This is a genomic window from Longibacter salinarum (assembly GCF_002554795.1).
Lineage (GTDB): Bacteria > Bacteroidota > Rhodothermia > Rhodothermales > Salinibacteraceae > Longibacter > Longibacter salinarum.
In genome coordinates, this window is record NZ_PDEQ01000006.1 from 85,285 (window position 1) to 102,221 (window position 16,937).

At 58.8% G+C, this 16,937-nt stretch carries 8 protein-coding genes; 7 read left to right on the forward strand and 1 reads right to left on the reverse strand.

Features of this window, described 5'->3' with window-relative positions:
* The first annotated feature begins 518 nt into the window (after positions 1–518).
* The 7 genes from CRI94_RS12155 (at position 519) to CRI94_RS12185 (ending at position 15,449) form a co-directional block, all read left to right on the forward strand.
* On the forward strand, positions 519–3,596 hold the full coding sequence (locus CRI94_RS12155) for a SusC/RagA family TonB-linked outer membrane protein (RefSeq protein WP_245846174.1): 3,078 nt from the start codon (positions 519–521) through the stop codon (positions 3,594–3,596).
* A gap of 91 nt (positions 3,597–3,687) precedes the next feature.
* On the forward strand, positions 3,688–5,280 hold the full coding sequence (locus tag CRI94_RS12160; RefSeq protein ID WP_098076108.1) for a RagB/SusD family nutrient uptake outer membrane protein: 1,593 nt from the start codon (positions 3,688–3,690) through the stop codon (positions 5,278–5,280).
* A gap of 88 nt (positions 5,281–5,368) precedes the next feature.
* Positions 5,369–7,945, forward strand: coding sequence for a family 16 glycosylhydrolase (locus CRI94_RS12165; protein ID WP_098076110.1), 2,577 nt, complete (start codon positions 5,369–5,371; stop codon positions 7,943–7,945).
* 195 nt (positions 7,946–8,140) lie between these two features.
* The gene (locus CRI94_RS12170) at positions 8,141–10,066 is read left to right on the forward strand and encodes a T9SS type A sorting domain-containing protein (protein ID WP_098076112.1); all 1,926 of its coding nucleotides are present in this window, start codon (positions 8,141–8,143) and stop codon (positions 10,064–10,066) included.
* A gap of 114 nt (positions 10,067–10,180) precedes the next feature.
* Complete coding sequence (locus CRI94_RS12175; RefSeq protein ID WP_245846175.1) at positions 10,181–12,724, forward strand: glycoside hydrolase family 3 N-terminal domain-containing protein; 2,544 nt, start codon at positions 10,181–10,183, stop codon at positions 12,722–12,724.
* An 83-nt stretch (positions 12,725–12,807) separates the two neighbouring features.
* Entirely contained in the window at positions 12,808–13,698 is an 891-nt protein-coding gene (locus CRI94_RS12180) for a glycoside hydrolase family 16 protein (protein ID WP_098076115.1), read from the forward strand.
* Positions 13,699–13,745: 47 nt separating this feature from the next.
* On the forward strand, positions 13,746–15,449 hold the full coding sequence (locus CRI94_RS12185; RefSeq protein ID WP_179862280.1) for a sodium:solute symporter: 1,704 nt from the start codon (positions 13,746–13,748) through the stop codon (positions 15,447–15,449).
* A gap of 106 nt (positions 15,450–15,555) precedes the next feature.
* Here CRI94_RS12185 and CRI94_RS12190 read toward each other — a convergent pair whose 3' ends face one another.
* Positions 15,556–16,926 (reverse strand): dipeptidase, encoded by a 1,371-nt coding sequence (locus tag CRI94_RS12190; protein WP_098076117.1) that lies wholly within the window; start codon positions 16,924–16,926, stop codon positions 15,556–15,558.
* Positions 16,927–16,937 lie beyond the last annotated feature (11 nt).

Here is a 16,937-nt window from a genome sequence, read left to right on the forward strand (position 1 = left end):
TCGGACGGAGTCTCCGTGGCTCGGAAAAGAGGATGAGTCGGTCGGCGTCGTTCCGTATAGCCCCAAGCCTGACCTAAGCCAAGCGTTGATTGAGAACCGTGGTAATTGGAGTATCCGAACGGTCAAGGTCTGGATCGCTAGAACCGCGCCTTGGGCTCATTTCATTGCTCCCGATAGTTTCACCCGATCGGGGCGCCTCGGCATAATCAACCTTGAGCGACGCTCAGGGCACGTCTGGGAGAATTATTTCGGTCTGGTTTGCACTTCTCCATGTCGTCACAGTATCGTATTAGCGCGGGAATGAAACCGGTTTCATTCGTTTCGACGATTGTGGTCGGACGGTTCCTGCACTCCTGCTGACTCGTCGATTGAGTCGACGGCGTGCCATCCTCAACCGCCGAAGGTGGAAGCGCTTTCTGCGGCGGAAGATCGGGCTCACGCTGGATCTCCTCCGTCGGCTCTCCGCAAATTCGTCAGCGAATACGAGACCTATCCCACGCTCCGTATCCACCGTTCTCATGGTCTGGAAGAATCTGCACCTGATCCTTGGCCTTTTTCTCGCCGGTATGATTGCTTTGCCGGAGGCGGCGACCGCGCAGACGGGCACAATTGTCGGTACCGTGGTCGAGGAAGCCACCGGTGAACCGCTGCCTGGCGTCAACGTCGTCCTCGTCGGCTCTCAAAAGGGGTCGTCGACCAACGTCGATGGAACGTACACGATTCCGGGTGTCGATCCCGGGACGTACGATCTCCGGGCGTCCTTCATTGGATTCCGCGCTCAAACTCGTGCAGATGTTCAGGTTGTTGACGGCGAAACGACGGAGGTGGACTTCTCGCTTGCAGAAGGCTCGATTGGCCTTGATGAACTGGTTGTCGTCGGGTACGGGGAGCAGCAACGCCAGGAGCTGACGACCTCCGTTTCCTCCATTTCGGAAGAGGCCATTGCGGACCGGGCGCTCACAAATCCGGCGGAGGCGCTTCAGGGGACGGTGCCTGGTCTCGTTGTTACGCAGAACTCCGGCAGTCCCGGGCAGGGGTTTAGCGTGCGGATTCGAGGTATTGCGTCGACGGGCAGCAACGAGCCGCTGTATGTCGTCGACGGTCTTCCGTTGCCGGATCGACCAGAGTATCTCAACCCGAACGATATCGAATCGATCGACGTGATCAAGGATGCGGCAGGCGCAGCCATCTATGGCACGCAGGGAAGCAACGGCGTCATCCTCATCACAACGAAAAAAGGGACGTCGGGCGAGACGCGAGTAAATTTCAACGCTCAGTACGGTGTCTCCGAGGCGCCGCGGCAGATCGACATGCTTGAAGCCGCGGAATACGCAACGTTACGGAACGAATCCGCAATTAACGCCAACCGAACGCCTGTTTACCCCAATCCGGCGTCGCTTCGCGGGCAGTCAACCAACTGGCAGGATCAAATTTTCCAGACGGGTGCCTTCCAGAAGTACACACTCGGAGTGTCCGGTGGCGGCGACGGGTTCAATTTCCGGGTCAGCGGTGATTTCACGGATGAAACCGGGATCGTCAAAACATCGGACTATCGCCAGATCAATTTCCGCCTGAATACCGAATATACGCCGGAGTCGGGCCTCTTTACCGTAGGCGAGAATCTTTCGATCGGTCGGGATTTCAGAAATGTCGTTCCGGAGAATGACGACGTAAACAACTTCATGATCTCGACGCTCCAATTCTCTCCGACGGAGCCGGTCCGTGATCCAGATCTGAATACGACGGACAACTACACATTCAGCCAGTTCGGCAATAACGCTCTCAATCCGGTCGCAGTGCTCGACTTCAACAATTCGGAGGATCGGTCGACGCGCCTCGCGGGGAACGTGTTTGCTGATATCATGCCGATCGAAGGTCTGAGTCTTAAATCGGACGTTGGCGTCGACTTGCGTTACGGCGACAATTACTCGTTCACACCGACATACTCGGTCAGCCCGGAGTTCTCGAACTTGACAAACTCCGTAAGCAGGTACTCTGACCGGCGCTCGTCCTTGATTTGGTCGAACACAGCCACATATTCCCGCATCTTTGGGACGAAGCACGACCTCACCGTGCTCGGCGGCACGTCAGCGGAGTGGAACACCTACGAGTTCATTAGTGCGAACACGACCGGATTGCCCAACGACGATCCATCGCTTCGGTACCTGCAGCAGGGAAGCGCAAGTCAGGGCGCGACAGGCGATCTGGATCGTTCGCGACTCGTTTCGTACTTCGGTCGCGTGAATTACGGTTACGATAGCCGCTACCTTGCTACCGTAGTTGCCCGGTATGACGGTTCGTCCCGGTTCGGGGAAAACAACCGATTTGGTTTCTTTCCATCCTTCTCGCTTGCCTGGCGCGTGTCCGAGGAGGCCTTCATGGAATCGGTCGAATTTGTTGACGACCTGAAGTTGCGCGGCGGCTACGGCATCAATGGAAACGATGCAATTGGAGATTTCCTCTTCCTCACGGGGATTGAGGGCTTCCGAAACTACATTACCGGCACAAACAACACGGTCTTTCCAGGGGCCACGGTTGCTGGATCTGGTAACCCGGACCTCAAATGGGAGGAATCGAGGCAGACGACGGCGGGCATTGACGCGTCGCTTTTCGATTCGCGCCTCACCGCCACGGCTGACTTCTTCGTCAAGAACACGAAGGACCTACTCCTCAACGTGCAGCAGCTCTCCACGAGCGGTGCGCAGCGCTTTGGACAGGTTCAGAACGCGGGAGAGGTTCAAAATATCGGGTTCGAGTTTTCGCTTGGCTGGGCCGATAACCTGTTTGATGGTGACCTGACGTACGAGATCAACGGAAATATTGCACAGGCATCGAATGAGGTGAAGAGCCTTGGTGCGACAAGCGACATTGAAGGGGGAGCCTACCGGCAGGGACTCATTACCCGAACGGTTCCTGGTGTGCCCATTGGTTCGTACTACGGCCACGTGACCGACGGCATTTTCCAGACGCAGGAAGAGGTCGATGATGCCGCGTTTCAGGACGCCGGCACGGCGCCCGGCGACATTCGCTTCCGTGATCTAAATGACGACGGCGTGATCAATGACGCCGATCGGACCTTTCTCGGCAATCCATTTCCTGACTTCACGTACGGCCTCAACGGCAGCGTGGCTTTCCGCGGATTCGACTTCAGCTTTTTCCTGCAAGGAGTCCAGGGCAACGAGCTCTTCGCGGCCTACGAGTACTACACGCTGGGTTCGGGCATCTTCAATCTTGAAGAAGATGCTCTGAACCGCTGGACGGGACCCGGGACGAGTAACGATGTGCCGCGCCTGACTGTGTCCGACCCCAACCAGAATACGCGGATCTCCGACCGATATGTTCGGGACGGATCGTATCTACGACTCAAAAATGTGACGCTCGGCTATACCGTGCCCCAGCGTCTCTTCGAATCGATTGGCGCCGACGTTCGCAAGGCTCGCATTTTTGTCGGCGGCCAGAATCTGCTGACGTTCACCGGTTACAACGGGCTCGACCCGGAGATTGGTGAACGTGGCGGCGTACTGGATCGCGGCATCGATCGAGGTGTCTATCCGCAGGCGCGAACGTACACCGTTGGCATCGACTTTCGATTCTAGTGGAGCCTCTCTTGCTATCCCGCTTCTGCCGCGTGCCCTTTGTGCGCTCGCCGGCCCCGTTTCCGAATCACCTTGACCTCGCTTCGTCTCCATGATTGTTTCCGCGACTTCGACGGTCTTACGCCAGATTACTCGTCGCCTTTCAGCGCTCGTTGCTGGAGTGTTGCTCCTCACGCTTGGGCTTGTTGCCAGCGGCTGCGATAGCATGCTCGATATCGAGCCACAGGGCGAGCAGACCTCCGCTAACTTTTTCCGTACCCCTGAGGATGCCAATCGCGCCCTTGCCGGCGTCTATTCCGCGATTCAGCAGCAGAAGCGCCTCACATACCAGGGGGCGCCCGAGTTTCTCGCTGGCTACGACATGGTATTCGGTAGCGTTGCTTCCGACGACTCGTTTAAAGGCGGCGAGAGCCGAAACGACCAGCCGGACATCGATGACATTCAGACGTTCACGGTCGACCCGAACAACCTCTACATCGCGAAGATGTGGAGCAGTCTCTATGAGGCGGTGACCCGGTCCAATCGTCTGCTCGACCGTGTGCCCGACATCGAGATGGATCCGGAGGAAAAGGCGGACATTCTGGCCGAGGCCCGATTCCTCCGAGCATACGCCTACTTTTACCTCCTCCAGGCGTTTGGAACAGAGCCCGAAACGAATAATGGGCCAGGCATCGTCCTCGTCAACGACGTGGTCACGATCGGTGGAGCCGATAAGCCGCGTTCGCCCGAACCCGAGGTGTGGACGCAGATCGAAACAGATCTTCAGGCAGCGATCAACGAGCTCCCGACGAAGAGCGAGCGTGGTGCAGAACAGTACGGTCGAGCTACGACAGGGGCGGCGAAAGCGCTTCTCGTCAAGGCCCACATCTTTCAGGAAGATTGGCCTGCAGCAGAACCGCTGGCTCTGGAGGTGATCAGCTCCAGTGAGTACCGACTCGAGCCGGACTTTTCCAGCATCTTCCGCCTGAGCGGAGAGCACGGGCCGGGTTCGATTTTCGAAATCAATTACGCGACCCTCCCGAATCAGGTCGAGGGATACTACGGCAACGTGTATCAGGCCAGTCGGTCAACGTGGGGCTTCGGTTTCAACAACCCGACGGAGGATCTCTACCAGGCGTTCGACAGCAACGACCCCCGGCGTGACGCAACGATCATCGAGCCGGGTGAGCAGATGCCCGACGGCACCGTCGTCGCCGGAGGAAGCAGCCGATCGGGATATCACAACGAGAAAATATGGATACCGCAGTCTGAGTATCCGCAGGCACAGGGCATTGGCGTGTTTGCCGGCCCAAGCAACGTTCGGTATATCCGCCTCGCGAATGTTTTACTCTGGCACGCGGAGGCCGCAGCCGAGAATGGTAACCTGCCAGCCGCTCGTGAGTCGCTGAACCGCGTGCGAGCTCGCGCTCGAGATGACGACGACAACCCCAATAACGATCCAGCTGGCGTGCTGCCGGACATTACCACGACCGATGCACAGGAACTGCTGGAGGCAATCTACCGGGAGCGGCGTCTGGAGCTTGCGATGGAGGATCTGCGCTTCTTTGATCTCGTCCGGCAGGGACGCGCACCGGAGGTCCTCGGTGATGCAGGCTTCGATGCGGGAACGCACGAGCGCATGCCGATTCCTCAACGTGAGATTGATTTGAGCGACGGCGTTCTGACGCAGAATCCAGGCTATTAGGCGAATCGAGCCCCTGGCGCTAGATGGGCTTCCGGTGCGCTACCTCTTCTCCTCGGCATGATTGCTTTATCCCTATTGCTCCGCTGACATGTATATCGATCGTAGTACGACGACATCACCACTCTGGACGCTGCTTCTTGGGCTCCTCCTTAGCGTACTTACCGTCTCGACGGTAAGTCTGCTTTCCGGTTGTGACCAGGGAGGCATGAACGACGACGGCGATAACTTCATCGCCCCGAGCACGTCCCGCGTCGGGTTTGAGGTTCGACCCGGGGCGACGGATACGACACAGCAACTGACGCTGACCTATACGTCCCTGGACGTTCGCCCCGAGCCGGGGGATGTCCCGACGCCGTTTACGGTCGAGCTTGTCGAGGAGACGGGAGATCCTTCGAATGGGACGTCGGTGTTTGACGTCACATTCTCGCCGCCTCAGGATAAAGCGACCTTTACCGAAAAGCTCATCTTTTCGGCAGGGGGGCGGTACGTGACCATTCAACTCTTTGGCTTCGTCGGCTTCAATGATGAGTTGATCACCGACTACGCAGGCTCTGGTATCGTCGATGACTTTTTTGGATTCAATGGTCTCGAAGGTGCGAGCAGCATCGATGGACAACTCTCTGTGCCAGGTTCAGGTGCGGGCGGCCCGGGCGTCTTCCCGGGCGTAAGCCATGCGCTCAGTGAGACGGTGGACTTTGGACAAACGCCCGTACTCGTCGCTCGAATGAGGGTCTCGGCGGACAGCCCGGGGCCGGCGATCGTGCGTGCGGCACTCAACCAGGAGGGCGACCTGCCGGATGCCAACAGCAGTGCGGCGCCGCTTATCAAGGAGGTACCCGCAGACGGTGAATACGCCGACTACTATTTCGATTTCCGCGATCTCTTCGTGCAGTTCGACGGCCAGCCCGTGGACGCGACCAATATCACCGAGGTCGTTCTGTTGGTCAACGATGGCGGTTCGCTGGACTTCCTCGGGCGTTCGGACACGTTCACAGGTACCCTCGAGATTGATCGTCTTGCCCGTCGTCCAGACATACCCGGTGAAGAGGGGGGCGGCAACGCTGCTCCGAATGCCAACTTCATTTTTGCACCGAGCCAGCCGGCGGTCGGGGAGACGGTTAACTTCACCGATCGATCGAGTGACGACGGCATGATCGTATCGCGCGACTGGGACTTCGGTGATGGCACGACGGCAACCGGTGAGACGCCGTCTCATGCTTACGGTGCGCAAGGCGATTATACCGTCACGCTCACGGTGACGGATGACGAAGGCGTTACCTCCACATCGACGCAGACGGTTTCCGTATCGGACGGTTCGAACGGAGGAAGCACGTTCCGCGATGACGGCGACGGTGATGGCCTCATCCTGTATGACGATTTCGAAGATGGTATTCAGGCCGACGAATATGTCACGTTTCAGGGTCAAGGAGCCACCATCGGCCTCTCCGAGAGCAGTGACGCAGCTATGGACGCGGGAGGAATGGCGGCCATAGCCGCCAACGTTGATGGGGGAGGCGGCGGTGGGTTCGCCGGATTCGGCAAAGAGTACGGCAGTGGCCAAGACGGCGTCGATGTCTCTGATCTCGGCAGCGACCCATATTTCACGATGTACGTGAAGTCGGATGCTGCTTCAACGTACACCCTGGAGATCAACCTCCAGGAAGATCAAGACGGGAACGATCAGTACGATGGCAGCGGCGCCACAGACGACGAGTTCCAGTACGACTACGTGGTAGAGCCGAGTGCCTCGGGATACACGCGCATCAGCGTTCCGCTGAGTGCATTTCAGGATGATAACGACGTCAACAACGGGGGGGATGGACAGCTTTCTTCCCGGATCGCAAATGTGATCTTCGCCATCGGCAACCTGCCGGCTGAATCATTCACGCTCACGATCGACGACATCATCTTCTCGGACCAGGATCTCGGAGCCGGGGGCGGCACCGTCCAGAGTGCGTGTGGAAACGACTACGAGCTGTTTTTCGAGGACAACTTCGACGCCCCGAACGACACGTTCTGGGATCGCGGGAACGCGACATTCAACGGAAACCTCGCGACCTTCCGTCCAGACAACATTACGTACGAGGATGGAAAGATGGTGCTGAACCTGAAGAAAGAGCAGTTCAACGGAAAACCGTACACAGGTGCTGAACTCCGCACAGACAATCAGACCGGATTTTACAGCTACGGGTGCTACGAAGTGCGAATGAAGTCGGCCGGCCCCAGCGGTACCGTTTCGTCCTTCTTTGGCTACCGATACAACCCCTGGCAAGAGATCGACATCGAGATCGTGGGTAAAAACAATCGCTCGATGCTGACCAACATCTACTACAATGATGGCCCAGAGGGGGCGGCCAATAACGATGCGTACCAGGTGCCGCCGTTTCCCGAAGGTGTGGGTCTGAGCTACGATGCGTCACAGGAATTCCACAACTACGCCTTTGAGTGGACGCCCGGAGAAATCAAATGGTACCGCGACGGTCAGCTCGTGAAGCAGGCGACGGTCGAGGGGGCCAGCTCGAGTGAGATTCCGAACCTCGACATGCAAATCATGATGAACCTCTGGGTCTCCAACTCGCCGAGTTTCGCAGGAGAGATCGATGACAGCAATTTCCCGGTCCGTGCTGAGTATGACTGGGTGCGCTTCTATCGACCCGCTAACTGAGACCGTACGACGCACTGAGCGTCGTAGCGTCCTGCTGCTGCGCTTTTCGGGCTATTGCAGTCCGTTTCTGTATGACCGAGAGAGCCACCGGACTGGCCCTCTCACCTTCTGGTATCCCCGGTCGGTTTCCCACACCCCATTGTGGCGATCGGGAATGTATTCGAGAGTGGCCTTTCACCAAACGACCATGAGCCAATGATTCGATCCGTTACCACGCCCCGATTTCGCACTCGACGGTCATCCATGATGGTCGGGGTTCTCGAAAAGAGCATGCGCGGTGGCATCTCTGTACTTGCCATGCTCTTTTGCCTGACGTTTTTCGCAGCGACGGCAAGTGTCGCCCAACCAACGGTTGACGTATTTGACGACTTTGAGGATGACGACGTCTCGGAGTACTTCACGTTCGCCGGCGAGACGGGCGTCACGCTGGGCACGGGAACGGACGTACCCGCGCAGAACGGTGGGGCCGCGGCGCTGACGGCTGATTTCGCAGCCGGTGACGGAAGCCAGGGCGGGTTCATCGGTGGATTTGGTAAGAACGATATCAACGCGGACATCTCCAGTTATTCGCTACCCAGACTGAATTTCTATTACAAGTTCAACGCTGGTAGTGCCGAATCTGCGTTTACGATCGAGGCCAACATACAGGAAGATGAAGACGGCGACGGCTCGTACGATCCGAATGTAGATGACGAATTTCGTCTCTTTATCCGAGTGCAGGGAGACTCCGACTTTGCTTTGGCCTCGGCTGAGGTCGAGAGAATGCTGGTCAATCAGAACGGCCAGGCCGGTGGAGACGGCGTTTTTAACGGCACCGTTGCAGCGGTTGTCTTTTCGATCAACGAGGCAACGCCGGACAACGGAAGCGGCGACCCAGAGGGTGGTCAACTTGTCATCGATTATGTGAGCTTTTCCGATGGCGAACCCATCGAGCCGAATGCAGCTCCTGGTATGACCACGATCTTCGATGACATCGAAGATGATGATGTGTCGGAATACTTCACGTTTGCTGGCGAGACCGGGGTCACGCTTGGTACAAGTGGAGATACACCCCCGGAGAATGGAGGCGCCGTGTCGCTCGCTGCAGACTTTGCGTCCGGCGACGGAAGCCAGGGCGGATTTATTGGTGGTTTTGGGAAAAACGATATCAACGCCGATCTCAGTGGCTTTTCGTCGCCGCGATTGAACTTCTACTACAAGTTCAACGCAGGAAGCCCGAATACGTCGTTTGTCCTTGAGGCGAATGTGCAGGAAGATGAAGACGGCGACGGCTCATACGACCCGGCGGTCGATGACGAATTCCGGCTCAAGCTACGCGTCCAGGGAGCGTCGTCGCTCCAAGAGGGAGCGCCCTCGTACCAGTTGGCATCTGTTGAGATCGATAATCTACAACGCAATCAGAACGGTCAGGCCGGCGGGGATGGCGTTTTCAACGGGACCGTCGCAGGCGTTGTCTTCTCCATCACGAGTGCTACGCCTGACGATGGTGTCGGCGATCCTGAGGGCGGACAGCTACTTCTGGACGCGATTAGCTTCACTGCCGACGGACCGCTCCCGGTCGAACTCGCGGGCTTTGATGTACGCCTGGATGGCACGGACGCAATCCTCTCCTGGCAAACGCTGACGGAGACGAATAATGCCGGCTTCGACGTGCAGGTCGCATCTGGAGGCGATGGGTTTCGCACAAATGGCTTCGTGGATGGCGCGGGCACGACCTCCGAAGTCCAGCGGTACCAATACCGGGTTCGAGACCTTTCGCCGGGTGAGCACCGCTTCCGTCTCCGCCAGGTCGACGTCGATGGTGGTTCTACCCCTACCAAAGAGCTGACGCTGTCGATCGACATGGCTTCCTCGTTCACGCTCCTCCGAAATACGGCCAACCCGATCCAATCCGGTGATATGGCGCGTGTACAGTACCTGGTGAAGGAACGAGAGCCCGTGACGATCGAGCTGTTCGACATTCTCGGCCAGCGTATTCGAACGGTCGCATCGGGGGTGTCGACGCCCGGGGCGGCGAAAACGGCGCGTATTTCCACTGCCGACCTCGCGAGCGGCGTCTACTTCCTTCGGTTTGAAGGTCGCAGCTTCTCGCGCACGGAAAAACTCACCATCGTTCGTTGATGCTTGATGCAGCGTGCGCGGCTCGCTCTAGAATTGAGAGCGGGCCGCCGCATGGTTTCCGCGCGGTGGCACCCCATCGCGATCGTGATCGATCCTTTTCTCTGCTGGATACACATGACGCGCCCCTTCCGACGGACCTTCGCCCTCTCGTTTTCGCCCATGATGTTCGTATTCGCTGTAATCGGGGTTTCCCTTTCCGTTCTCGTCCTCGGATGCGCACAGTCGCAGTCGACGGGGCCGATGCCTACGGTCGGTGGCGACGGCGCGATGGGCTCGAATGAGGTCAGCCAAACGGGACAGCGCGCGGACGCAGAGGGCGTCACCATGCCGATGGATCGCACCGTGTATCTTGTGACAGCCGACGAGGAGGCGGTCACCGTGGATGAACGATCGAGCGGCGCCTTCGCAGAGCGCATCATGTCCAGCTCCGCCGATGCAGATTCAGCCCGCGTCGAGTCCCGGATTGACCAGCTCCTGTCCAACATGACACTGGAGCAGAAGGTGGGGCAGATGACGCAGCTAGAGCTCGGAATGGTCACTCGCTCCGACAATTTTCCCGAGGCCATCGATTCGGAGAAGCTCAGGCGTGTCATCCGAGACCACCATGTAGGGTCCATTCTAAATGTCGTCAGTGCCGCCTATCCGCTCGAGCACTGGCACGAGATTATTCGGGCGATTCAGGAGGAGGCCATGTCCGGTGAGTTGGGAATACCGGTCCTCTACGGGATCGATGCCGTACACGGGGCGAACTATACGCAGGAGGCGGTCCTCTTTCCACAAAGCCAGGGCATGGCCGCGACGTGGAATCTGCCGCTTGCCGAAAAGGCAGCGGCGATTACGGCGCGAGACGTACGATCCAGCGGCATCCCCTGGAATTTTGCTCCGGTGCTCGACGTCGGCCGGGATCCACGGTGGCCGAGGTTGTACGAATCGCCGAGTGAAGATCCGTATCTGACGTCGATGATGGGTCTCGCCGCGCTTCAGGGTCTGCAGGGCACAGATCTATCAAGCCCAGATCACGTAGCGGCCTGTCTAAAGCATTTCATTGGATACTCGGGATCCGATAGCGGGCGGGATCGAACGCCGGCACAGATCCCTGAAATCGAGCTGCGGGAAACGTATCTTCCGCCATTTCGGGATGCGGTTGAGGCCGGAGCAGCCTCCATCATGGTCAATTCTGGCGAGGTTAGCGGCGTGCCGGTGCATGCCAGTCGTTATCTGCTCACTGACGTCCTCCGCGATGAACTCGGCTTCGAGGGTGTGGTCGTAACGGACTGGCTCGACGTGAAAAAGCTCGTCAGCCTGCATCGCGTGGCGGCGACGGAACGTGAGGCGACTCGGATGGCGATTGAGGCCGGCATCGACATGAGTATGGTGCCGTCTGACATATCCTTCATCGAGCATACGCTGGACCTTGTCCGAAGCGAGCAGATAAGCGAAGAACGCATCGATGCCTCGGTCCGGCGCATTCTTCGAATGAAGCTCCGTCTGGGACTCTTTGAGGATCCACTTGCAGGCATGCGCTCGGCTGAAAACGTTGGCACTCAAGAAGATCGTGAGGTTGCCCTTCAGGCCGCACGTGAGTCCCTCACGTTGCTCCGCAATCGCGACGATGTTCTCCCTCTTTCGGACCGCCAACGGGTTCTCGTGACCGGCCCTACGGCTCACTCGATGCAGTCTCTGAATAACGGCTGGACGTACACCTGGCAGGGAGGGGGGCTGTCGCAGGATATGTTTCACGAGGGGCGTCCAACCATTATGGAGGCTGTTCGAGAGCGCGTTGGCCCGGACCGGATGACATATGTGCCGGGAGCGACGTTGACCGATGCAAAGGGCCTCGACCGAGCTGTTGTCGCCGCCCAAGAGTCTGACGTCGCTGTCGTAGCCCTGGGTGAAGGCGCGTACGCCGAAACCGCGGGCAACATTCGCAATCTGATGCTCCCGGACGCGCAGCGCACCCTGCTGCGTCGCATTGCCGCCACGGGTACCCCCGTTGTGCTGGTTCTTGCGCAGGGACGCCCACGCACGCTCGGGACCGTCCATGAAGGAGCGGACGCTATTCTCGCAGCCTACAATCCAGGGCCGGAGGGAGGACAGGCGATCATGGAGGTTCTGTACGGGGACGTGAATCCGTCGGGTCACCTGCCGTACACGTATCCGGCGACGCCTTCCGGGTACGCGACGTACGATCATAAGCCGAGCGAGCGGCTTGCGGAAGACTTTGGAATGGACGGTGCCGATCCACTATTTGCCTTCGGTGACGGCATGTCCTACACGTCCTTTGCCTATAGCGATCTGCACGTACGTCCAGCTCTAATCGAGACATCGAACCTGCAGGCTGGAGAGCAAATCGAGGTCGGGGTGACAATCGAAAACACGGGAGACCGGCCGGGGAAGGATGTCATTCAGCTCTATGTGACGGATGTCGTCGCCACGGTGACACCCGCAGCACGGCGCCTGAAACGATTTGCAAAAGTTGATCTCGCGCCGGGCGAACGGCGATCGATCACGTTTACGCTATCCCAAGACGATCTCAGCTTTATCGGACGAGATGGCGAGTCGGTCGTTGAGCCCGGAGAGTTTCGGATTCAGATTGATGCCCTCAACGAGCAACTACGCGTGACTGGACAGCCGCTGCAACTTTCCTCCTCGGAATAACGGACCCGATGCTGTTCCGATGACGGAGTAAGGCGATACGGCTGACGATTAACATCTATGGTGTGCGGAGGAATACTCGACACATGAAACGCCAGACGCTACTTCTTCTCGCTCTGCTTCTTAGCGGGCTATTTCCTGTTGGTTGTCTAGATGCACCCGAGTCGAAATCGGGGGGGACGTCTTCGTCGGGTTCGGCAACGAACTCGGAATCATGGCCAGAAGAGCCCACGTGGATTTCTGTGTGGCAGGACGAATTCGACGGGTCGATGCTGGATACGACAAAATGGAGCTTCGACCTGGGTGGAAACGGCTGGGGTAATCAAGAGCTCCAGTACTACACGGATCGCCAGGAGAATGCACGTGTCGATGGCGAGCATCTCATCATTGAGGCGAAAAAGGAAGACTATAGCGGCAACGGGTACACGTCGGCCCGCCTGAATTCGAAGGAAACGTGGACCTATGGTCGCTACGAGATCCGTGCAAAATTGCCGAGCGGTCGTGGTACGTGGCCCGCGCTCTGGATGCTCGCCGAGAACGATGTCTACGGCGATGCCTACTGGCCGGACAACGGCGAGATCGACATCATGGAGCATGTCGGATACGATGAAGGCGTCATTCATGCGACGGTCCATACGGAAGCATACAACCACATCCAGGGAACGCAACGCGGCAAATCAAAGACGGTGTCCGATGCGACCTCTGCCTTCCACGTCTACAGCATCGAATGGGCGCCGGACGAGGTGCGAGCCTACATCGACGGCACCCAGTACTTCAGTTTTGCGAATGAGCGACTGTCCAACCCCTCCGCCGGGTACGCGGAATGGCCATTCGACCAGCCCTTCTTCCTGCTGATGAATATCGCTGTCGGTGGGACCTGGGGTGGTGCACAGGGTGTGGACGATAGCATTTTCCCGCAGCGGATGGAGGTCGATTACGTGCGTGTCTACCAGCCGGAATCGATCGTCAATCCGTAGCGGCGACGGATACTTCATCCCCGATTATCTGAGGCGTACACCACACAATGGAGGAAATCGAACAGCTCGCCCTGGGCTTAACGGACTGGGCCGTCATCGTCGGATACTTTTTGATTATCTTCGGCGTCGCGGCCTGGGCCACCATCAAGGAGCGCCAGGGGACGGAAGACTCGGCGGACTATTTTCTCGCCGGGAGAAACGTCGGCTGGTTCGTCATCGGTGCCTCTCTCTTTGCGTCGAACATCGGCTCGGAGCACCTGATCGGTCTCGCCGGCACCGGAGCGAGTAGCGGGGTGGCGGTCGGCCAGTTCGAGGTGCTAGCGTCCATCATTCTGCTCTTGCTCGGATGGGTGTTCGTTCCGTTCTACGTCAAGAGCGGCGTCTTCACGATGCCGGAGTTTCTCGAACGCCGCTATTCCTCGGGCGCCCGATGGTACCTTGCCACGATTTCGATCATAGCGTACGTCCTGACGAAGATCTCCGTCACCATTTTTGCGGGTGGCGTCGTCTTCACGGCCATTGGCGTCCCATTTTGGACGGGGGCACTGATCGTCGTCGGCGTTACCGGGGCGTACACGATCCTTGGTGGCCTGCGCGCCGTGCTTTACACGGACCTCGTTCAGGTTTTCGTCCTGATCGGTGGAGCCATCGCGGTGACTGTCATCGGTATCAGTCAACTCGGCGGGTGGGGTGAGCTTCAGGCGGCGGCTGGACAGGGCTTCTTCGATATGTGGAAGCCGATGTCGCATCCGAACTTCCCGTGGACGGGCATCATCTTCGGCGCTCCGATTCTGGGCGTGTGGTACTGGTGTACCGATCAGTTCATCGTTCAGCGTACCCTCTCGGCCAAGAACATCGATAACGCGCGCCGGGGAACGATTTTCGCCGGCTGGCTCAAGCTCCTGCCGGTGTTCATTTTCGTGATTCCCGGCATCGTGGCCTACGCGCTGAATCAGCAGGGTGCGCTGCAGCTTGCCGACCCGGACCAGGCGCTTCCCGTTCTCGTTGGGGCTCTGCTTCCGGTCGGATTGCGCGGGATCGTCGTGGCCGGACTTCTTGCGGCACTGATGTCTTCGTTGTCGAGTGTTTTCAACTCGTGCTCGACGCTCGTGACGTGGGATGTCTACCGCGAGCTTAAGCCGGACGCATCCGAACGCCAGCTTGTGTGGGTCGGGCGCCTGTCGACGATCGTGCTCACGCTCCTCGGCCTCGCCTGGATTCCGTTGATGGATAGCATCAGCGGCCAGCTGTACACCTATCTGCAGAGCGTTCAGGGATACATCTCGCCGCCGATTGCGGCTGTCTTCCTGCTCGGTATCTTCTCCAAGCGTGTCAATGCACGCGGCGCGATGGCGTCGCTTCTGTCTGGCTTCGTGATCGGAGCGCTCCGTCTCGTTATGGAGCTGGTCAACGGTCCCGCGGGCGATAGTTTACCCTCGGGCACGCTACTGGAGACGTTCGCTGAAATGAACTTCCTGCACTTCGCATTCTTCCTCTTCGTCGTCTGCGTGCTCATCCTGATTGGCGTCAGTATCCTGACGGGTGCACCGAGCGGACACAAAGTGGCGGGGCTCACATTTGCAACTGCGGACGAGGATGTCGCCGGCCTGAGCGAGGAGGCGCGCGCAGATATTGCCGTCGCCACCGCCTCGTCCGACGGAGATGATGATGGTGCCTGGCAGCGCCTCGACGTTCAGTTTACCATCGCACTGCTCGTTGCCGTCGCGGCCATCTGGATTTACTTCAGCTAGGGAGTCTGGACTCGCAGTGACATACGGGTCGTAACACAGAAAGGACGGAGCGCCAGGGTCGGAGCGCTCCGTCCTTTTTGGTTGTAGCCAGTACAGCAAGACCGTGCTACCTTGTGCTACCGAAGTGGTCGTGAAAGCGGATGATCGACTCGATGCCCTTCTGGAAGCGCTCCAGACCGAAGTGCTCGTTGGGGGAGTGGATGGCGTCGGAGTCGAGCCCAAAGCCCATCAGAACGCTGTCGAGCCCGAGGATATCTTTGAAGTCGGCCACGACGGGGATGGAGCCACCGTTACGGACGAAGAAGGGTTCTTTCCCGAAGACCTCGCCCATGGCGTGCTTGGCGGACTGCATGGCATCGGATTCCGTGTCGACCAGGACCGGCTTCCCGCCGTGCAGACGCTTGAACTCGAGTGTCATCGTGTTCGGGCACCGCTCCATGAGGAATGCCTCCAGCTTGTCGTAGATGTCCTCTGCGCGCTGATTCGGCACGAGGCGCATCGAGATCTTGGCGTGGGCCTTGGCCGGGAGAACGGTCTTAGCGCCCTCGCCGGTGTAGCCGCCCCAGATGCCGTTCACGTCGAGCGTCGGACGAGCGGAAATCGCCTCCACTGCCGTATAGCCCTTTTCCACGCGAAGATCGTCGACGCCGATCTCTTTCTTCCACTGCTCCTCGTCGAACGGGAGGGAGGCATACGTTTCGCGCTCCTCGTCCGTGAGGTCGCGTACGTTATCGTAGAATCCCGGAATGGCGATCCGGTGATCATCGTCGTGTAGGTCGGCGATGATGCGGCTGAGGGCGTTCGCCGGATTGTCGACGGCACCGCCGTAGATGCCCGAATGGAGGTCGCGACTCGGGCCGCGGAGCGTTACCTCCGTGTAGGCGAGCCCACGCAGCCCGTACGTGATGGACGGCACACCGGGTGCGAACATCGCGGTGTCGGAGATGAGGACCACATCGGCTGCGAGCTTCTCCTGATTCGCCTCGATGAACGGCGCCAGGTGGACAGAGCCGGTTTCCTCTTCGCCCTCAATCAGGAACTTGAGGTTGACCGGCAGCTCGCCTTCCTGCGTCAGGTAGGCCTCTGCCGCCTTCACGTGCATAAACATCTGTCCCTTGTCGTCGCACGCACCGCGGGCATAGAGCGTCCCATTCTTCCGCTGCGGCTCGAAGGGAGGCGTGTCCCACAGGTCGATCGGATCTGGCGGTTGCACGTCGTAGTGCCCGTAGACCAGAACGGTCGGCTTGTCGTCGCTCACATGATGCTCTGCGAAGACGATCGGGTGACCGTCGGTTTCGACGACCTCGACGTGCTCCACACCGACGCTTGAGAGGTTCTTCGCCAGCCAGTCGGCTGCATCTTTTACATCGTCCGCGTATGACGAGTCGGTGCTGACCGACGGAATCCGTAGCAGGTCTTCCAACTCTTCCGTAAAGCGGTCGAAGTGGTCGTTCGCGTAATTCAGTGCGGCTTGCATGGGCGGTTGGC